The sequence below is a fragment of the Citrobacter sp. TBCS-14 genome (assembly GCF_005280805.1).
Lineage (GTDB): Bacteria > Pseudomonadota > Gammaproteobacteria > Enterobacterales > Enterobacteriaceae > Citrobacter > Citrobacter gillenii.
The window spans coordinates 193,999-212,908 of the sequence record NZ_SZWM01001020.1 but is presented as its reverse complement, the minus strand read 5'-3'; the positions used below and the strand labels follow the sequence as shown (position 1 = coordinate 212,908).

Here is an 18,910-nt window from a genome sequence, read left to right as displayed (position 1 = left end):
TACCCTACAGGCTGATTCGTAAGGGAGAACACCGTGGCCGTCCATCTGCTCATTGTCGATGCACTGAACCTCATCCGCCGTATTCACGCTGTTCAGGGATCGCCCTGCGTGGAGACCTGCCAGCACGCGCTCGATTTATTGCTCGTGCACAGCCAGCCTACGCACGCCGTGGCGGTGTTTGATGACGAAGCGCGTAACAGCGGCTGGCGTCACCAACGGCTGCCCGACTATAAAGCTGGTCGCCCACCGATGCCCGACGAACTCCATCAAGAAATGCCCGCCTTACGCGCGGCCTTTGAACAGCGCGGCGTCTGCTGCTGGGTTTCCAGCGGTAATGAGGCCGACGATCTAGCCGCAACGCTGGCGGTGAAAGTCACCCAGGCCGGGCATCAGGCCACCATCGTCTCAACCGATAAAGGTTACTGCCAGTTGCTCTCTCCTGCCCTGCGTATTCGCGACTATTTCCAGAAGCGCTGGCTGGATGCGCCGTTCATCGAAAAAGAGTTTGGCGTACAGCCTCAGCAACTGCCGGATTACTGGGGGCTAGCAGGAATAAGCAGTTCAAAAGTACCTGGTGTCGCCGGTATTGGCCCAAAAAGTGCGACCCAACTGCTCGTGCAGTTTCAGCATCTGGAAGGGATTTACGCCCGGCTTGATGACGTGCCGGAAAAGTGGCGCAAGAAGCTCGAGGCGCACAAAGAAATGGCATTTCTATGCCGCGATATTGCCCGGTTGCAAACGGCCTTACATATCGACGGGAACCTACAGCAGTTACGTCTGGCGCGGTAGTTTTGTTGCCGGATGGCGCTGCGCTTATCCGGCCTACATTTCGTGCAATCCTGTAGGCCAGATAAGGCGTTCACACCGTCATCCAGCACAATTACCAGGCGGTGTGGTACAGCTCAACGATATCGCCGAGGCTCGCTTCACGCGGATTACCACCGGTGCATACGTCATCGAATGCTGCCTGCGCCAGCGCCGGGATATCCTCTTTACACACGCCAACATCACGTAAGTGCAGCGGAATGCCCACATCACGGTTAAGCGCAAACACCGCATCCACGGCGGCTTTACGCGCCTCGTCCAACGTCAATGCTTCCACCTTCACGCCCATTGCCCGGGCGATATCGCGGAATTTGTCCCCGCTATAGTCGGCGTTGTACTGCATCACATGCGGGAGCAGAATGGCGTTGGCGACGCCGTGCGGCGTGTTATAAAACGCACCCAGCGGGTGTGCCATACCATGAACCAGCCCCAGGCCAACGTTGGAAAAGCCCATTCCAGCAACATACTGGCCCAGCGCCATGGCTTCACCGGCCTTGCTGTCACCGGCAACGGATCCACGCAGCGCCCCGGCAATGATCTCAATGGCTTTGATGTGCAGCGCATCCGTCAACGCCCAGGCCGCACGGGTGATGTAACCTTCAATGGCATGGGTCAGCGCATCAACGCCGGTAGCCGCCTTTAACGCCGCGGGCATACCGTCCATCATATCGGCATCGATAAATGCCACCTGCGGAATATCATGCGGATCGACGCAGACAAACTTGCGCCGGTTTTCCTCATCGGTGATCACGTAGTTAATGGTCACTTCTGCCGCCGTCCCTGCCGTCGTCGGGATAGCCATCACCGGTACGCTTGGCTTACGCGTGGGCGATAAGCCTTCAAGGCTGCGCACATCGGCAAACTCAGGGTTATTGTAGATAATACCAATCGCTTTACAGGTATCCTGCGGGGAGCCACCGCCAATGGCAATCAGATAGTCTGCGCCACTTTGCTCAAAGACACCCAGCCCTTCCTGTACCACTGCAATGGTGGGATTGGGGATAACGCCGGAGTAAATCTCCCACGCCAGCCCCGCCGCATCCATCCGCGATGTCACCTTCTCGACCACACCGCACTGTACCAGGTTGGCATCGGTCACAATCAGCGCCTTACGATACCCCCGACGAATAACTTCATCGGTTAACGCCCCAACAGCTCCCCGGCCAAACCATGCCGTTTCATTCAGAATCATTCTGTTCGCCATCGTATTTCTCCTTTTCGCTTTGCGAAATTACTCTTCAATTCGTAATCCGTAGGATTTGAATTTCTCCAGCACGATGGCAATCTCTTCATCATCCAGCACCGGAACAGGATCGACGATCGCTAATGTGCTCAGATAAAGGCGGGCCAGAACTTCCACTTCATGCGCCAGCCACAGTGCTTTTTCCAGGTTCGCCTCGCAGGCAATCAGCCCATGATGCTGCAACAGCGTTGCTTTGCGGTCTTTCAGCGCCACGATCACGTGCTCTGACAGTTCACGTGTACCAAACGTCGCATACGGCGCACACGGAATGGAATTTCCACCGGCAGCAGCAATCATGTAATGGATAGCCGGGATAGGACGGTTGAGAATCGATACCGCGGTGCAATGGATCGCATGATTATGGACAACCGCATTAGCCTCTGGCCGCGTCTGATAGGCTGCAAGGTGAAAACGCCATTCGCTGGACGGTAATTGTCCTTTATCATAATTACCGTCGTTGTCTACATACACGATCATATTTTCCGTGAGTCTTTCGTAAGGAATTCCGCTGGGCGTGATCAGCATTCCATTTTCATAACGTGCACTCACATTTCCCGCCGTTCCCTGATTCAGCCCCAGGCTGGTCATTTCAAGACAGGTTTCAATGATTTCTCGCGACAAACGCATTCTTTCCATCATAATTCTCCGGGTACAGTTTCCCCTCGTCTTGATTGCGAAAAATACAGCCGCAGAGTAAGACGGGTCAGGTTTCAGATATGAGCAGCCACTGAATTTTTATTCAGGTTCAGTTAGCTGATTTATTATTAAAAAAGTATTATTTTTGTCTTACACGCTTAATGAGCTTCATCGGTACTTTTACCGTTTCTTTAATCGGCTGGTCTTCAATCGCACTCATCATCATGTCGAAGGCTTTTTCCGCCCAGACGTTTTCATCCTGCTGCATTGACCAGACATTATTGGCGAGGAATCCCAGCATCGGATGTTCATCGAATGTGCCGATATTAATATCAGGTGGAATAACGCCAAAATGATTGCGAATAGCGACGATGGCGCCTTCCAGCACAGGTAATGACGAGGCGATAAACGCCTGAGGACACCCCTGCTCAGCGATCAGTTTTTCCATTAACCGGTAGCCGCCATCTGGCGTGTTATCCGGGCCTTCACGCACCCAGTCATGATGTAAAATATCATTTTTACTCAATGCGTTAAGATAACCCTGCAAACGATCACCAATACTGGGAAGCCCGGTATCGCCCACCAAAAACCAGATTGGTGATTTTCCGGCATCAAACAAACTTTGCGTTAGCTTTTCGCCCCCTAAACTATTATGACTTTCTACCAGCGCGTTATCGGTGTACTTAAAATCACGGTCAAGTAACACCATCGGTTTTCTAACCTGGCGTAAATGATGCTGCTGGTTTTCGAGCGTTGACGGGACAATAAAAAGTCCGTCAACATTACGTGCAATTAACGCTTTGGTTAATTTATTCTCGTAATCAACATCATCATAAGTACAGCTAATCGTTAACTGATATCCAGAACGACGACAGCGTTGCTCAAGTTTTTCAGCGAGCGTAGCAAAAAAGACGTTGGAAATATTGGGCACAATCAGCCCCAGCGTATCCGTTTTATTCAGTTTAAGGCTGCGCGCTGAATGGTTGATGACATAACCATAACGCTCAACATATTCATTAATGCGCGTTTGGGTTTTAACGCTGATACGATATTGCTCAGCTTTCCCATTCAACACCAGTCGCACGGTTGTCACCGATAAATTCAGATCGCTGGCTATCTGTTCTACTGTTTTAGCCATTATATGCCCCAGTTCACATCCAAAACGTCAATTCACAATCATAAAAGTATTTTAAACATTTGTCTTACAGCATCAGTTGGTTAAGCACCTGCTGCTGCCCCCACATAGTCAGATGCACCTGATATTTGCGGGCATAAAAGTCCTGACGCTTAGGGTTTGTCTTGATAACCTCACCGGGCGTCACCATCGCCTGACAAGCCGCCGGGAAATTTGCCCACGCCCCGCAGGCAACCGCACCGGTAATCGCCGCACCCAGCGTCACCGCATCTTCTTCCTGCATTAAATGGATATCGCATCCGGTCGCATCCGCATACTCACGTAGCCACAGCGGATTGTGCGTTGCTCCTCCGCACAGCGTCAGTCGTGTAATGGTGTGCCCATTTTCGCGCATCACTTCCATAATATGCCGCGTACCGCAGGCAATCGCCTGTAATGTTGCCAGATACAAGCGGGCAACCTGCCGCTCGCCACGTTCAAGGGTCAAGCCACATACGCTGCCGCGAGCATCCGGTCGCGCACGCGGTGAGCGGTTGCCATGATGATCGGCCAACACATGTAAGTTGCGCCCTGGTTCCGCTTCATTTTCCTCCAGTGCAGCCACCCATTCATTGACCAATACTATCGGATGGCAACCCCGCGCTTCGGCCTTACGATACAGGTCCGCACTGACGCCTGACTCCTGAAGCGTCCAGTCGACTAACGCCCCGGCGGCACTTTGCCCGCCTTCGGTCAGCCAGTAGCCGGGTAGCATCGCGGACCAGTATGGTCCCCATACGCCCGGTGTATGAATTTCCTCTTCGCTGCACAGCATATGGCAGTTTGACGTGCCGCTGATCAACGCCAGCGTTCCCACAGGCTGAGCACCGGCCAGCGCCACACCGCCTGCATGCGCATCAATCATCCCGCTGGCAACCACAACATGTGTGGTCAGTCCCAACGCCTGCGCCGCTTCAGGGCTGAGCGTACCAACGGCGGCCCCCGGCGGTAAAATACGCGACGGGATTTTGCTGAGTAAATCTGTTAATTCAACGGCATCGAGCAACGAATGACTAAAACGTTGTTCGTGCGCCAGATAGTTCCATTTACAGGTCAGGGTGCACAGACCCGCTACATCGCTGTCGGTCGCTTTCCAGACCAGGAAGTCCGCCAGATCGTAGAATCGATGCGCACGCTCCCACGTCGCAGGAAAATGATTCTTCAGCCACAGCACTTTAGGCAATTCCATTTCGACGCTGACTTCGCCGCCAACATAGCGCAGGGCGGGATCCTGCGTGGCGTTAATGCGTTTGGTCTCGTCTGCCGCGCGATGATCCATCCACATGATGATGTTATGGTCTGGCGATTCACCGGGTGAAACCGCCAACCCTTGTCCTTGTTCATCGAGAGCAACCAGAGAGCAGGTGGCATCGAATCCCAGTGAACGAATTTCCTCGACGGGAACCCCCGCTGACGACACCGCATCTTTCACCGCATGACACACCTGCTGCCAGATTTCAGCGGATGATTGTTCTACCCGCTGCGGACCGGGTCGAAACTGCGAGATAGGTAATGTCGCAAAGGCCAGTCGCGTACCATTGGCATCAAAGACACCGGCCCTGACGCTGGCGGAACCGACATCCACCCCGAGGAAATATCCACTGCTCATAGTAACTCCCTGACACTGGCTAAAAATGGGGCGAACGTGTCGCCCCAACGGTCTTATTTTTTACCGAATGGATGTAATAATTTGTCGATTTCCGGTGTATCAATGTTCTTCGCATTCACGAATTTAACCGGGATATCAATCTCTTTTGGAACAGCCTGACCCGACACGGCGGCATTCAGCGTTTTGATCCCCTGATAGCCAATCTGGTAAGCATCCTGCACCACAAAGCCCTGGATAACGCCGGATTTCAGGAAGGCAATAATCGCTTCGGTGCTGTCAAAGCCAATCACCTTCACTTTGCCCTTCAGGTTTTGACTATCAATGGCGTTCGCTACACCCAGCGTTGAACCTTCGTTAGTGCCATAGATCCCGGCAATATCCGGGTTGGCCTGAATCATATCGATGGTTTTATCCATCGCTTTTTGCGGATCCCCGTCGCTGTACTGAACTGGCAGCACCTTGATATCCGGATATTTTTCCTTCATGCGGGCAATAAACCCTTCTGAACGCTCGATTGCAGAAGAGGTACCGGCCACGTGCGCAATAATACCGACCTTCCCTTTGCTGCCCACTTCAGCGGCGAGCGCATCGGCGGCTTCTGCGCCGGCTTTACGGTTATTGGTTGCCACAAAGCTGACCGGAATGTCGGAATTCACGCCAGAGTCAAAGGTCACAACCTTAATCCCCCGTGAATTGGCCGTTTCCACCAGCGGTGCGAGGGCATTGGCATCTAACGCCGCCAGCAGCAGTCCGTTAGGCTTTTGCGCCATTGCGTTTTCAACCAACTGAATCTGCTCAGCAATTTGTGTTTCATCCGCCGGCCCTACATAGCTGGTTTTATCACCCAACTCTTTCGCTGCCGCTTCGGTCCCCATTTTTACGGTTTGCCAGAATTCATGCTGGAAACCTTTACTGACCACAGGGAGGTTCATATCTTTAGCCAACGCGCTGGAAGTCATGCAGGCCAGCAGGGATAACGCATAGACAAAATGCCTGGTTTTCATTGTTGTACTCCGTTCTGAGTGAGTCACCCTAAACGTCAGGGTTATGATGCCCCGCAACTTCCGGGAGCGTAAATCAACGAATTTTTTTGCGTAATGTGTCGAGATAAACCGCCGCGATAACCACCACACCCATTGCCACCATCTGCCAGAACTGGGAGACGCCCATCAGGTTGAGGCCATTTTTCAACACGCTCATAATGAATGCGCCGATAATCGTGCCGCCGATGGTGCCAATCCCGCCCATCAGGCTCGTACCACCAATCACCACCGCGGCAATCGCTTCCAGCTCATAACCCACACCAACCGTTGGCTGACCTGAGTTCAGACGCGAAGCAAGAATGACCCCGGCAATCCCGGTTAGCAGACCGCAGAAGGCGTAGACGAAGATTTTGACGCGCTGGACTTTAATTCCGGACAGGTGTGCTGCAACTTCATTGCTGCCCACAGCATAAACATAGCGACCAATCACCGTTTTCTTCAGGATGTACGCAGCGATTAGCGCCACCACCACCAGGTAAAAGACCGGATAAGGCAGCACGTCGAACAGGCGGCCCTGTGCCAGCATTTTGAAGCCTGGGTAGTCAGCAAAGTAAATCGCGCGGCCGTCGGTCATCACCATGTTGATACCCCTGACGGACATCATCAGGCCCAGCGTGGCAATAAAGGGCGGGATGGTCATTTTGGTGACCAACAGCCCGTTGATATAACCGCACAGCCCACCGGCTAACACGCCTGCCAGGATGCAAATCGGCAGAGGCAAACCCAGCGTGGCGCAGATACCGACCGCAACGCCTGAAAACGCCACCACGGAACCGAGAGAAAGGTCGATCCCGGAGGTGATAATGACGAAGGTAACGCCAATCGCCATGATGCCAATGACCGAGGTTTGCAGAGCAATGGTCATAATATTTTCAGTATTAAAGAAAAATGGCGATCCAAAACTGAAAAATATCACCAGAATAATCAAACTGAAAAGCGGCGCGAGGCGCATTAAAAGTTCTTTGTTAATTTTAATTTTTTTATTATTGCTGTCTGAAGAGGTTACAGAGATAGTCATAAATTAATCCTCTAACGTCGCGTATTGCATGATTTTTTCTTGTGTGGCGTCATCAGAAGCTAACTCACCGGTAATACGACCACTACGCATCACTAAAATGCGATCGCACATACCCAGCACTTCCGGTAATTCAGAAGAAATCATGATGATTGATTTCCCTTTTGCCACCAGTCGATTCATCAATTCATAAATTTCAAGTTTGGCCCCCACGTCAATGCCACGCGTAGGCTCATCAAAGATGAGAATATCGGTGTCTTTACACACCCATCTGGCAATAATGATTTTCTGCTGATTACCACCACTTAAATTTAATGCGGCCTGCTCAAGGTGTGGCGTTTTAATTCGCAGGGCTTTCACCTGCTCCTGGCTGGTTTGCTGACAGCGCTTGCTATCAACATTGCCGTAGCGATCGGAATACTCCGGGTAATTCCCCAGCATAATATTGCGCTCAACCGACAGCCCTAATGCCAGTCCTTCTTTTTTTCTGTCCTCTGTTAAATAGCTGATCCCCTGTTTGATTGCGTCAGGGATATCTTTAACCACGGTGACCTTACCGTTTAGCGTAATGGTACCGCTATCGATGGGATCTGCGCCGAAAATGGCACGCGCCAGTTCGGTACGCCCTGCGCCCATCAGACCGGCAAAACCTAAAATCTCCCCCTGATGCAGGGTGAAATCGATGTTGTTCAGTACCCCTTTGCGCGTCAGGCCGCTCACTTCCAGCACCGGTTTGTGCTGAGACAAGGGTTCACGACGCGGATAGATATTCCCGAGGTCACGCCCAACCATCATGGCAATTAAGTCGCTGATTTTTACAGCATCATAATCGACGGTGGCAATAAACTGACCGTCTCGCATCACGGTCGCGCGGTCGGCAATTAACGCCAGCTCTTCCAGACGGTGCGAGATATAGACAATGCCGGTACCCTGCTCTTTCAGCAAACGGGTAACCTGAAATAAACTGTCGATCTCCGTTTCCGTCAGCGCCGCCGTCGGTTCATCCATAATCAGAATTTTGGCATTCACCGATATAGCTTTGGCAATCTCAACCATTTGTTGTTGAGCGACGGTAAGATCGGCAACCAGCGTATCTGGCGCAATATTCAGGTTCAATTTTTGCAAAATATCGATAGCTGCCTGGCGCTGTTGTTTCTCGTCAAGACGCCAGCGGTTATTTTTGCAAAATTCCCTGCCAATAAAGATATTGTCTTCAACCGTTAACTCTGGGAATAAATTAAATTCCTGGTGAATAATCGTGATCCCGGCTTTTTGTGCACTTAACGGATTCGCGAATGAAACAGCTTGATCTTCAAAAATAATATTGCCTTCATCCGGTTGATAAACGCCGGATAAAATTTTCATCAAGGTGGATTTTCCCGCGCCATTTTCGCCAAGCAGCGCATGAACTTCCCCTTTACGTAACGCAAAATCCACATTACTCAACGCTAATACGCCGGGAAAACGTTTCGTAATATGACTCATCTGTAAAAATGTTTCGGACATTGCTGCTTTCCTCAATATACAGAAACTACAGTCGGTAAATCAGGCGAAAACAGCGTTGCCATGGAGCCATCGTCACCGTTAATGCGAATACTTCTTAAAAGCGTAGATACGTTTTTTGATTATTGCTAACTCGAGTTAGCGATTGCCTTTTAAAGCTATTTTAGCTGCAAAAAATAACCAAATCATTTGGTTTAAAACTGTGACACTGGACAGACAATTTATTGTATCTCATTAATTAAAAAGAAAATTAACTTAAATACGTACATTTATTTATTTGACGCAGATCGAATTTTAACCACTTCTCGTGAGGCCTCTCACAGTTCCGCAACAAAAAAGTTGTGCAAAAAACTCGCTGATACCTAAGCTAACTCGAGTTAGCAAAAATAAAAAATTCAGCCAACTGCGACAGTGGTGTCCTCCATCCGCTTTTGCAGCACGGCATAAAGTGAGATGAGGAACCTCGAATGAACAAAATGAGTTTACCGAAAATCGGTATTCGTCCGGTGATTGATGGGCGTCGTATGGGTGTACGCGAGTCGCTCGAAGAACAAACCATGAATATGGCGAAAGCCACTGCTGCGCTTATCAGCGAGAAACTTCGTCACGCCTGCGGCGCGCAGATTGAGTGCGTGATTGCAGACACCTGCATTGCCGGGATGGCTGAATCCGCCGCCTGCGAAGAAAAATTCAGTAGCCAAAATGTCGGCGTGACGATCACCGTGACACCATGCTGGTGCTACGGCAGCGAAACCATCGACATGGACCCAATGCGTCCAAAAGCCATCTGGGGCTTCAACGGCACGGAACGTCCTGGCGCTGTTTATCTGGCTGCAGCGCTGGCAGCGCATAACCAAAAAGGTCTGCCTGCTTTCTCGATTTACGGTCATGACGTGCAGGATGCGGGTGACACCACCATCCCCGCCGATGTTGAAGAAAAACTGCTGCGCTTTAGCCGTGCAGGCCTGGCCGTTGCCAGTATGAAAGGCAAAAGCTATCTGTCCGTGGGCGGCGTTTCAATGGGGATCGCAGGATCCATTGTCGATCATAACTTCTTTGAATCCTGGCTGGGCATGAAGGTTCAGCCGGTTGATATGACCGAGCTGCGTCGTCGTATTGACCAAAAAATCTATGACGAAACCGAGCTGGAGATTGCACTGGCGTGGGCGGACAAAAACTTCCGCTATGGCGAAGATCAGAATGCCCAACAGTACAAACGCAACGAAGAGCAAAGCCGCGCGGTCCTGAAAGAAAGCCTGCTGATGGCAATGTGCATCCGTGACATGATGCAAGGTAACAAGATACTGGCTGAAAAAGGCCTGGTCGAAGAGTCGCTGGGCTTCAACGCCATTGCCGCGGGCTTCCAGGGTCAGCGTCACTGGACCGATCAATACCCGAACGGCGACACCGCCGAAGCCCTGCTGAACAGCTCATTTGACTGGAACGGCGTACGCGAACCGTATGTGGTTGCCACCGAAAACGACAGTCTGAACGGTGTAGCAATGCTGTTTGGCCGCCAGCTTACCGGTACCGCGCAAGTCTTTGCCGATGTACGCACCTACTGGTCACCGGAAGCCGTGCAACGCGTCACCGGCCAGCCGCTGACTGGCCTTGCTGAGCACGGTATTATCCACCTGATCAACTCCGGATCTGCGGCGTTGGACGGCTCCTGCAAACAGCGTGACAGCGATGGCAAACCGACCATGAAACCGCACTGGGAAATCTCCCAGCAAGAGGTGGATGATTGCCTGGCGGCAACCGAATGGTGCCCGGCTATTCATGAATACTTCCGCGGCGGCGGCTACTCCTCTCGCTTCCTGACTGAAGGCGGTGTGCCGTTCACCATGACCCGTATCAATATCATCAAAGGTCTGGGACCGGTGCTGCAGATAGCCGAAGGCTGGAGCGTGGAACTGCCGAAAGACATGCACGACCAGCTCGATGCCCGCACCAACTCCACCTGGCCAACGACCTGGTTTGCTCCGCGCTTAACCGGTAAAGGTCCATTCAGCGACGTTTACTCGGTGATGGCGAACTGGGGTGCGAACCACGGTGTGCTGACTATTGGTCACGTTGGTGCAGACTTTATTACCCTTGCCGCCATGCTGCGTATTCCAGTGTGTATGCACAACGTGGAAGAAGAGAAAATCTATCGCCCTTCAGCCTGGGCTGCACACGGTATGGACAGTGAAGGCCAGGATTATCGCGCCTGCCAGAACTATGGCCCGCTGTATAAACGTTAATGCGACTCTGCCCGGTGGCGCAAGCTTACCGGGCCTACAACTGTAAAATTTGTAGGCCGGATAAGCGCAGCGCCATCCGGCAACATTTGGAGTGGCTATGAAACAAGACGTTATACTGGTCCTCGACTGTGGCGCAACCAACGTGCGGGCCATTGCCGTTGACCGTCAGGGAAAAATCGTTGCCCGCGCCTCCACACCGAACGCCAGTGATATCGCCTCAGAAAACAGTACCTGGCATCAGTGGTCCCTGGATGCCATTCTGCAACGCTTTGCCGACTGCTGCCACCGCCTGTCATCTGAACTGTCTACCCGCCAAATCCGCGGGATTACCGTCACCACGTTTGGCGTAGACGGCGCGCTGGTTGATGAAAATGGCGAACTGCTATATCCGGTAATCAGCTGGAAATGCCCACGCACCGCCGCCGTGATGGCCAATATCAGCCGCCTGATGACACCACAGCAGTTGCAGGACATCTCCGGCGTCGGCGCCTTCAGCTTTAACACCCTGTATAAACTGGTGTGGCTCAAAGAAAACCACCCGCAATTACTGGAACGGGCGCACGCCTGGCTATTTATCTCCTCGCTTCTTAACCATCGCTTAACCGGTGAATACACGACGGATATCACCATGGCAGGCACCAGCCAGCTGCTGGATATCCATCAGCGAGAGTTCAGCCACGACATTTTGCAGGCAGCCGGCATTCCACGCCGACTGTTTCCCCGCCTCGTTGAAGCAGGCGAGCATATTGGGACGTTGCAAAGCACCACGGCAACATTGCTCGGGCTACCGACGGGCATTCCGGTCATTTCCGCCGGGCATGATACACAGTTCGCTCTCTTTGGCGCGGGCGCACAGCCGGACGAACCGGTGCTCTCCTCCGGCACATGGGAAATTTTGATGGTGCGCAGCGCGCAGGTGAATACCCCACTGCTGAGCCAGTATTCCGGCTCCACCTGCGAACTGGACAGCCACGCCGGGCTGTACAATCCCGGTATGCAATGGTTGGCTTCCGGCGTTCTCGAATGGGTACGCAAGCTGCTGTGGACTGCCGATACGCCGTGGCAAACGCTTATCGATGAAGCCAACGCCATTCCGGCTGGGGCTGATGGGGTAAAAATGCAGTGCGATCTGCTCACCGGCGCGAACGCGGGTTGGCAGGGCGTCACGCTCAACAGCACGCGGGGACATTTATACCGTGCGGCACTGGAGGGACTCACCCACCGGCTGCAGCAAAATCTACAGACACTGGAGACCATCGGTCACTTCCAGGCGACAGAGCTGCTGCTGGTTGGTGGGGGAAGTCGTAACGCGCTGTGGAATCAGATTAAAGCCAACGTTCTGGGTATCCCGATCAAAGTGCTGGATGACGCCGAAACCACCGTCGCCGGGGCGGCGATGTTTGCCTGGTCAGGCATTGGGGAATTTACCTCACCGGAGCAGGCTCGCGCCCAGGTGCACTACCAGTACCGTTATTTCTATCCGCAAACTGAACCCGAACTCACAGGAGTCGAGTGACATGCTAAAAACGATTTCCCCTTTAATTTCCCCCGACCTGCTGAAAGTGCTGGCTGAAATGGGTCACGGCGATGAAATTATCTTTTCCGATGCTCATTTTCCCGCGCACAGCATGGGGCCACAGGTGATCCGCGCCGACAGCCTGCGGGTCGACGCCCTGCTACAGGCGATTATTCCGTTGTTTGAACTGGACAGTTACGCTCCGCCGCTGGTGATGATGGCGCCCGTTGAAGGGGATTCACTCGACCCAAGCGTCGAGGCACGGTATCGCGATGCGCTCTCCTTGCCAGCGGGCGGTCCGGGTATCACGCGCATTGATCGCTATGCATTCTACGAGCGGGCGCAAAACGCGTTTGCTGTCGTTATCACCGGCGAGCGGGCAAAGTACGGAAATATTCTTTTGAAAAAAGGCGTAACACCGTAATCTCTGATCGGAGTGCCCGTCAGAGGCGGGCATTCATCCAACGATGAGGATCGGACCATGAAAGCGGCGCGCCAGCAGGCGATAGTAGACTTGCTCATTCACCATCAAAACCTGACCACTGAAGTTTTGGCTTTGCAGCTGAACGTCAGTAAAGAGACTATCCGCCGCGATCTCAGCGAACTACAAACCCAGGGCAAAGTCCTGCGCAGCCACGGATGCGCCAGGGTCATTCAGCGGGAAAATCAAAACAGCGGCGACCCGTTTCACATTCGACGTAACAGCCATCATGCGCATAAAGCCGATGCCGCACGGGAAGCGCTGACATGGATAGAAGAAGGCATGGTGATAGCCCTGGACGCCAGCTCGACCTGCTGGTATCTGGCCCGACAGTTGCCGGATATCAACATCCAGGTATTTACCAACAGTCAGCCCATTTGCCAGGAACTGGCCAAACGTAAACATATTCAGCTCATCTGCTCAGGCGGTAGGCTGGAGCGTAAGGACGGTTGCTACGTGAACCCGTCGCTCATTTCTCAGTTGAAATCCCTCGACATCGACCTGTTTATTTTTTCCTGTGCCGGGATCGATAGCAGCGGCACGCTTTGGGATTCCAACAGCCGCAACGCGGAGTTCAAATCTATTCTGCTTAAGCGTGCATCACAGTCATTGCTGCTTTTCGATAAAAGTAAGTTAGATCGTTCTGGCGAGGCCCGGATCGGGCATCTGGAAGAGGTCACGCATATTATTTCGGGTGAACAGCAGACAGACGGTGCGGTAATCCAGGCCGGATAAACGTATGCGTCATCCGGCCCGGGCGTCTTATCGCTCGTCGCGACGACCACCAACAGCCGCCCACAGACGGCGCACGTGCACAGTCACTTCTTCGCGGTCATGGTACAGCTGACGCGCCTGAATTTGTGCATTGATGTTGTGTTCATCCAACTGCTCCTGAATATATGCCAGGTTTTGCGACACTTCTTCGTAGCGTTTTTTCATCGGCAGTTTGAGATTGAAAATCGTCTCACGACACCAGCCATTGACCAGCCACTGCGCCATCAGCGCGGCAACTTTCGCCGGCTTCTCCACCATATCGCAAACCATCCACGAAATGTTGCTACGATTCGGACGGTACTTAAATCCGTCTTCACGCAGCCAGGTAACCTGTCCGGTATCCATCAGGCTTTGCGCCATCGGACCATTGTCCACGGAGTAAACCCACATGTTGCGTTTGACCAGCTGATAGGTCCAGCCGCCAGGACATGCGCCTAAATCCACCGCATACATGCCGTTTGCCAGACGCTCATCCCACTCATCGGCCGGAATAAAGACATGCAGCGCTTCTTCCAGCTTCAGCGTTGAGCGACTCGGCGCATCGGCCGGGAACTTCAGACGTGGGATCCCCATGTAAAACGGCGAGTTGTTGTCAGGCCAGGAATAACCGGTGTAACAACAGCCCGGCGCAATAAAGAACACGTGGACAACCGGGCGCTTTGGTGTCTCATACTTTGCCAGCACGCCCGCTTCGCGCAGCGCCGCACGTAGCGGTACGGTAAATTTGCGGCAAAACTTCACCAGTTCTTTGCTTTCGTTAGTGTCGGCCACTTCGACACGCAGATCGCCACCCTTCTCCACTACGCCCTGCAACATGCCAACAATCGGCGTAATGCGGTCTTCCGGCGGTAAATATTGCAGCAACTCGCCGACAACAAACATCTGGCGAGCAAAAATCAGCGAGCTAAACGGCAACTCTTTTACGAGCTTTTCAGCATCCCCCTGCTGATAGCACTCAAAAGTCACGTACCCCGCATTGTCTTTCACGCGGGCAAAGCCGAACACTTCCCGGCGTGTTGCTTTATCCGTAATTTCTGCGGCGCACTCTTTCTCAAAACCCGGGCGACACAACAATACAACCTTATTCATGGCTAACGCCCTTACGTTTCAATCGAATAGCACCCACTAACATCAGCGCCCAACCTACCAGGAAGCTGAAACCACCGACCGGGGTAACAAACGCCCACAGGCGTAAATGAGAGAGCGCGAGGCAATACAGGCTACCGCTAAACAGCACGGTGCCTAATGCCATGAACACGCTACTCCAGTAAAACCAAATGCTGATACGTCGCTGCATGGCGACGGCCAGACCAAAAATAGCCAGCGTATGAAACGCCTGATACTCAAGACCGGTCTGGATCCAACCCATTTCAACAACGCCAAGCGTTTTGCTTAGCACGTGAGCCCCAAACGCGCCCAGAGCAACAAAGATAAAGCCACTTATGGCGGCAAAAATCAGCATAAAACGGCTGGTCATGTTAATACCCTACGTAAATTATTGTTCGTAACGAAAGCGGAATTTTTCTTGTTCAGTGGCCGCTTTCGCCAGAATCCACTGACGGAAGGCGGCTATTTTACCCAGTTCTGCCTGACTGTCATGACAAACCAGATAAAACGCGTTTTTGCTGACCAACACATCATTAAACGGGCAAACCAGACGGCCCGCTTCAATTTCTGATTGCGACATCACGTTATTGGCCAGCGCAACACCCTGTCCATGGATGGCAGCCTGTAGCACCATGGCGCTATGGCTGAAGATAGGTCCCTGCTGAACGTTAATATGATTCAACCCAAGCTGGCGCGTATAGGCCTGCCAGTCGCGGCGAGAAGCATCATGCAATAACGTGTGCTTTGCCAGATCCTCTGGCGTCTTCAGCGGTTTATCGCCGGTGAGCAATAAAGGAGAGCAGACCGGCAACAGATATTCTGCGTACAATTTTTCTACGCGCAGGCCAGGCCAGTTGCCGCGACCATAAAAAATCGCCACGTCAACATCGTCAGCCAGTTTATCTTCCTGACGGTCAACCGCCTGGATCCTGACGTCGATTCCCGGATAAGCTGAGTTAAAGCTAGAGAGTCTGGGCACCAGCCATTGAATGGCAAAACTGGGCAATAAACTGACGGTAAGCGCACCTTTTGCACTGCGTGCCTGAAGTTTACGCGTCGCATCGGTTAATTGCGAAAAAATCTCTTTGATGTCGAGAAAGTAGCTTTGGCCTTCTTCCGTCAACAGAAGAGATCGATTGCGTCGACGGAACAGCTTCAGCCCTAGGAAATCCTCGAGTGACTTGATTTGGTGACTTACTGCGGCCTGCGTCACAAAAAGCTCTTCTGCTGCGCGAGTAAAGCTCAAATGACGCGCCGCGGCATCAAAAACACGTAACGCATTTAAGGGTGGTAATCGTTTTGACATGACTTTTAGGCTTTGATGTTAAATGAATTTAACAGTTATCTAACAGGCTGTAACCTATTAGTTTTTTTAATCTGAGCCATTATAAATTGTCCGTTGAGGTTCTACCAGCAAATACCTATAGTGGCGGCACTTCCTGAAGCCGGAACGAAAAGTTTTATCGGAATGCGTGTTCTGGTGGGCTTTTGGCTTACGGTTGTGATGTTGTGTTGTTGTGTTTGCAATTGGTCTGCGATTCAGACCATGGTAGCAAAGCTACCCTTTTTCACTTCCTGTACATTTACCCTGTCTGTCCATAGTGATTAATGTAGCACCGCCAATTTGCGGTGCTTTTTTTTGTCTGCGTTTTATCGATGGCCGAGCGGCTAGTTCTCCAGTTCTACCATCTCTTTCACGTCAGTACGGTTAATCTGCTGTTTGTTGCCGTTAGCGTCCTTGTACGAAATCATTCCCGTTTCATCATCGGTCTTTGGCTTACCATCAGACACGATTGTCCGACCATCGTTGGTGTGCATAACATAGTTCGAACCAGAACAGGCGCTCAGGGCAAAAGTCAGCATACAGGCAGAGATAATGGCGGCAGTCTTTTTCATATTCTTCTCCTTAAAGCGATTTATGCTAGATAAAACGAATTTCATAACAGGCAAAAATCTTCGCCCAACATTATCTAGCATAAGACACTGGTCTGATTTCACCAGGATATCCAGAGGATTCCGATGCTTAGGGTTACCCTTGTGCCAGCGCCCTTTTTGCGCCACGATCGGGGTATTGAACTGAGGAATCCCATGAACGCTTTTAACCCCGCGCAGTTTCGCGCACAGTTTCCCGCACTCAATGATGCTGGCGTCTATCTCGACAGTGCCGCCACGGCGCTCAAGCCGCAGACGGTTATTGAAGCTACGCATCAGTTTTATAGCCTGAGCGCCGGGAACGTCCATCGCAGCCAGTTTGCCGAAGCCCAGCGCCTGACCGCTCGCTATGAGGCAGCACGGGAAAAAGTCGCCCGACTGATCAACGCGCCGGATGACAAAACCATCGTCTGGACCCGCGGCACGACAGAGGCCATCAACATGGTGGCGCAAAGCTACGCGCGCCCACGCTTGCAGCCGGGTGATGAGATCATCGTTAGCGTGGCAGAACATCACGCCAACCTCGTTCCCTGGCTGATGGTCGCCCAGCAAACCGGGGCCAGGGTCGTCAGACTGCCGCTCAACGCGCAGTTACTTCCTGATGTTGAGCGTTTGCCCGAGCTCATCACCCCGCGCAGTCGCATACTGGCGCTGGGACAGATGTCTAACGTCACCGGCGGCTGCCCGGATTTAGCGCGCGCGATTACACTTGCCCACGCGGCAGGAATGGTGGTGATGGTAGACGGCGCCCAGGGTGTGGTGCATTTTCCCGCCGACGTTCAGCAGTTAGATATTGATTTCTATGCCTTCTCGGGCCACAAGCTGTACGGCCCAACCGGCATTGGCGCACTGTACGGTAAGCCTGAGCTACTGGACGCAATGTCACCCTGGCTCGGCGGTGGTAAGATGATTAGCGAGGTCAGCTTTGAGGGGTTCACCACGCAGGCAGCACCGTGGAAGCTGGAAGCGGGTACGCCTAACGTTGCCGGAGTCATCGGCCTGAGCGCGGCGCTGGAATGGCTGGCGGATATCGACATTGTTCAGGCCGAGAGCTGGAGCCGTGGCCTGGCGACGCTGGCGGAAGATGCGTTGGCAAAACGGCCTGGATTCCGCTCCTTCCGCTGTCAGGATTCCAGCTTGTTAGCCTTTGACTTCGCCGGGGTGCACCACAGCGATATGGTCACGCTGCTGGCCGAATATGGCATTGCGTTGCGTGCAGGACAGCACTGCGCACAGCCGCTGTTAGCAGAACTTGGCGTTTCAGGCACCCTGCGCGCCTCATTTGCACCTTATAATAGCCAAAGTGATGTGGATGCGTTGGTCACAGCCGTTGACCGCGCGCTGGAAATATTGGTGGATTAATGACAACTCCTCTGCTCGCCGGACACCCGTTTGGCACAACCGTAACCGAAGAGACATTACGCAATACCTTTCTCCCACTCAACCAATGGGAAGATAAATACCGTCAGTTGATCCTGCTCGGTAAGCAGCTTCCGGCTCTGCCGGATGCGCTGAAGGCACAGGCCAAAGAAATTGCCGGATGCGAAAACCGCGTCTGGCTGGGCTATACCCTGCAGGATAATGGCACCCTGCATTTTTTTGGCGACAGCGAAGGACGTATCGTGCGCGGTCTGCTGGCGGTATTACTCACCGCCGTCGAGGGCAAAACCGCCGCCGAGTTACAGACGCATTCGCCAATGGCGTTCTTTGATGAATTGGGTTTACGCGCGCAGCTTAGCGCCTCGCGCAGCCAGGGGTTGAATGCGCTCATTGGGGCAGTTCAGGATGCCGGATGGCAACGCTGATGCG

At 52.8% G+C, this 18,910-nt stretch carries 18 protein-coding genes; 7 read left to right on the top strand and 11 right to left on the bottom strand.

Going from position 1 to position 18,910, the window contains the following annotated elements:
* Positions 1-33 precede the first annotated feature (33 nt).
* Complete coding sequence (gene xni, locus FDX22_RS23670; protein ID WP_146717874.1) at positions 34-789, top strand: flap endonuclease Xni; 756 nt, start codon at positions 34-36, stop codon at positions 787-789.
* Positions 790-880: 91 nt separating this feature from the next.
* Here the strand turns inward: xni and fucO are convergent, their stop codons facing one another.
* The 7 genes from fucO to FDX22_RS23635 form a co-directional block, all read right to left on the bottom strand.
* A complete protein-coding gene (fucO, locus tag FDX22_RS23665; RefSeq protein ID WP_146717873.1) occupies positions 881-2,029 on the bottom strand; it encodes a lactaldehyde reductase in 1,149 nt (382 codons plus the stop codon).
* Between the two features lie 27 nt (positions 2,030-2,056).
* Complete coding sequence (gene fucA, locus FDX22_RS23660; RefSeq protein WP_096755886.1) at positions 2,057-2,704, bottom strand: L-fuculose-phosphate aldolase; 648 nt, start codon at positions 2,702-2,704, stop codon at positions 2,057-2,059.
* Positions 2,705-2,843: 139 nt separating this feature from the next.
* Positions 2,844-3,842 carry a LacI family DNA-binding transcriptional regulator gene (locus tag FDX22_RS23655; protein WP_146717872.1) on the bottom strand — a complete coding sequence of 333 codons (999 nt, stop codon included), beginning with the start codon at positions 3,840-3,842 and terminating at the stop codon, positions 2,844-2,846.
* 64 nt (positions 3,843-3,906) lie between these two features.
* Positions 3,907-5,487 (bottom strand): FGGY-family carbohydrate kinase, encoded by a 1,581-nt coding sequence (locus FDX22_RS23650; RefSeq protein ID WP_146717871.1) that lies wholly within the window; start codon positions 5,485-5,487, stop codon positions 3,907-3,909.
* Between the two features lie 53 nt (positions 5,488-5,540).
* Entirely contained in the window at positions 5,541-6,491 is a 951-nt protein-coding gene (locus tag FDX22_RS23645; RefSeq protein WP_115257587.1) for an ABC transporter substrate-binding protein, read from the bottom strand.
* 73 nt (positions 6,492-6,564) lie between these two features.
* Complete coding sequence (locus tag FDX22_RS23640; protein ID WP_096755882.1) at positions 6,565-7,548, bottom strand: ABC transporter permease; 984 nt, start codon at positions 7,546-7,548, stop codon at positions 6,565-6,567.
* 3 nt (positions 7,549-7,551) lie between these two features.
* Complete coding sequence (locus tag FDX22_RS23635; RefSeq protein ID WP_115257586.1) at positions 7,552-9,051, bottom strand: sugar ABC transporter ATP-binding protein; 1,500 nt, start codon at positions 9,049-9,051, stop codon at positions 7,552-7,554.
* A 464-nt stretch (positions 9,052-9,515) separates the two neighbouring features.
* Between FDX22_RS23635 and fucI the strand changes: the two genes are divergently transcribed.
* The 4 genes from fucI to fucR all read left to right on the top strand — a co-directional run bounded on the left by fucI (position 9,516) and on the right by fucR (position 14,023).
* The gene (gene fucI, locus FDX22_RS23630; protein WP_115257585.1) at positions 9,516-11,291 is read left to right on the top strand and encodes an L-fucose isomerase; all 1,776 of its coding nucleotides are present in this window, start codon (positions 9,516-9,518) and stop codon (positions 11,289-11,291) included.
* 97 nt (positions 11,292-11,388) lie between these two features.
* Complete coding sequence (fucK, locus tag FDX22_RS23625) at positions 11,389-12,807, top strand: L-fuculokinase (RefSeq protein WP_115257584.1); 1,419 nt, start codon at positions 11,389-11,391, stop codon at positions 12,805-12,807.
* A gap of 1 nt (position 12,808) precedes the next feature.
* A complete protein-coding gene (fucU, locus tag FDX22_RS23620) occupies positions 12,809-13,231 on the top strand; it encodes an L-fucose mutarotase (protein WP_146717870.1) in 423 nt (140 codons plus the stop codon).
* 57 nt (positions 13,232-13,288) lie between these two features.
* Positions 13,289-14,023 (top strand): L-fucose operon activator, encoded by a 735-nt coding sequence (fucR, locus tag FDX22_RS23615; RefSeq protein ID WP_096755877.1) that lies wholly within the window; start codon positions 13,289-13,291, stop codon positions 14,021-14,023.
* A 27-nt stretch (positions 14,024-14,050) separates the two neighbouring features.
* On the opposite strand, the gene rlmM is transcribed toward fucR, so the two are convergent.
* The 4 genes from rlmM to FDX22_RS23595 form a co-directional block, all read right to left on the bottom strand.
* Positions 14,051-15,151, bottom strand: a complete 1,101-nt coding sequence (gene rlmM, locus FDX22_RS23610; RefSeq protein WP_096755876.1) for a 23S rRNA (cytidine(2498)-2'-O)-methyltransferase RlmM — start codon at positions 15,149-15,151, stop codon at positions 14,051-14,053.
* The gene (locus FDX22_RS23605; protein WP_096755875.1) at positions 15,144-15,539 is read right to left on the bottom strand and encodes a DUF423 domain-containing protein; all 396 of its coding nucleotides are present in this window, start codon (positions 15,537-15,539) and stop codon (positions 15,144-15,146) included. Before FDX22_RS23605 ends, rlmM begins: the two co-directional genes overlap by 8 nt.
* Positions 15,540-15,557: 18 nt before the next feature.
* Positions 15,558-16,475, bottom strand: a complete 918-nt coding sequence (gene gcvA, locus FDX22_RS23600; protein ID WP_096755874.1) for a glycine cleavage system transcriptional regulator GcvA — start codon at positions 16,473-16,475, stop codon at positions 15,558-15,560.
* Between the two features lie 362 nt (positions 16,476-16,837).
* Positions 16,838-17,065, bottom strand: coding sequence for a YgdI/YgdR family lipoprotein (locus FDX22_RS23595; protein ID WP_096755873.1), 228 nt, complete (start codon positions 17,063-17,065; stop codon positions 16,838-16,840).
* 192 nt (positions 17,066-17,257) lie between these two features.
* Here FDX22_RS23595 and csdA point away from each other — a divergent pair, with 192 nt between their 5' ends.
* Together csdA and csdE are read left to right on the top strand one after the other, a co-directional pair.
* Positions 17,258-18,463 (top strand): cysteine desulfurase CsdA, encoded by a 1,206-nt coding sequence (csdA, locus tag FDX22_RS23590; protein ID WP_117343125.1) that lies wholly within the window; start codon positions 17,258-17,260, stop codon positions 18,461-18,463.
* Positions 18,463-18,906: a cysteine desulfurase sulfur acceptor subunit CsdE gene (csdE, locus tag FDX22_RS23585; protein ID WP_096755871.1), complete on the top strand. Its 444-nt coding sequence runs from the start codon at positions 18,463-18,465 to the stop codon at positions 18,904-18,906. Before csdA ends, csdE begins: the two co-directional genes overlap by 1 nt.
* Positions 18,907-18,910: the final 4 nt, after the last annotated feature.

Coding starts and splice junctions, on each gene's coding strand:
- fucO (WP_146717873.1), bottom strand. CDS start 2,029: ATGGCGAACAGAATGATTCTGAATGAAACGGCATGGTTTGGCCGGGGA.
- fucA (WP_096755886.1), bottom strand. CDS start 2,704: ATGGAAAGAATGCGTTTGTCGCGAGAAATCATTGAAACCTGTCTTGAA.
- FDX22_RS23655 (WP_146717872.1), bottom strand. CDS start 3,842: ATGGCTAAAACAGTAGAACAGATAGCCAGCGATCTGAATTTATCGGTG.
- FDX22_RS23650 (WP_146717871.1), bottom strand. CDS start 5,487: ATGAGCAGTGGATATTTCCTCGGGGTGGATGTCGGTTCCGCCAGCGTC.
- FDX22_RS23645 (WP_115257587.1), bottom strand. CDS start 6,491: ATGAAAACCAGGCATTTTGTCTATGCGTTATCCCTGCTGGCCTGCATG.
- FDX22_RS23640 (WP_096755882.1), bottom strand. CDS start 7,548: ATGACTATCTCTGTAACCTCTTCAGACAGCAATAATAAAAAAATTAAA.
- FDX22_RS23635 (WP_115257586.1), bottom strand. CDS start 9,051: ATGTCCGAAACATTTTTACAGATGAGTCATATTACGAAACGTTTTCCC.
- fucI (WP_115257585.1), top strand. CDS start 9,516: ATGAACAAAATGAGTTTACCGAAAATCGGTATTCGTCCGGTGATTGAT.
- fucK (WP_115257584.1), top strand. CDS start 11,389: ATGAAACAAGACGTTATACTGGTCCTCGACTGTGGCGCAACCAACGTG.
- fucU (WP_146717870.1), top strand. CDS start 12,809: ATGCTAAAAACGATTTCCCCTTTAATTTCCCCCGACCTGCTGAAAGTG.
- fucR (WP_096755877.1), top strand. CDS start 13,289: ATGAAAGCGGCGCGCCAGCAGGCGATAGTAGACTTGCTCATTCACCAT.
- rlmM (WP_096755876.1), bottom strand. CDS start 15,151: ATGAATAAGGTTGTATTGTTGTGTCGCCCGGGTTTTGAGAAAGAGTGC.
- FDX22_RS23605 (WP_096755875.1), bottom strand. CDS start 15,539: ATGACCAGCCGTTTTATGCTGATTTTTGCCGCCATAAGTGGCTTTATC.
- gcvA (WP_096755874.1), bottom strand. CDS start 16,475: ATGTCAAAACGATTACCACCCTTAAATGCGTTACGTGTTTTTGATGCC.
- FDX22_RS23595 (WP_096755873.1), bottom strand. CDS start 17,065: ATGAAAAAGACTGCCGCCATTATCTCTGCCTGTATGCTGACTTTTGCC.
- csdA (WP_117343125.1), top strand. CDS start 17,258: ATGAACGCTTTTAACCCCGCGCAGTTTCGCGCACAGTTTCCCGCACTC.
- csdE (WP_096755871.1), top strand. CDS start 18,463: ATGACAACTCCTCTGCTCGCCGGACACCCGTTTGGCACAACCGTAACC.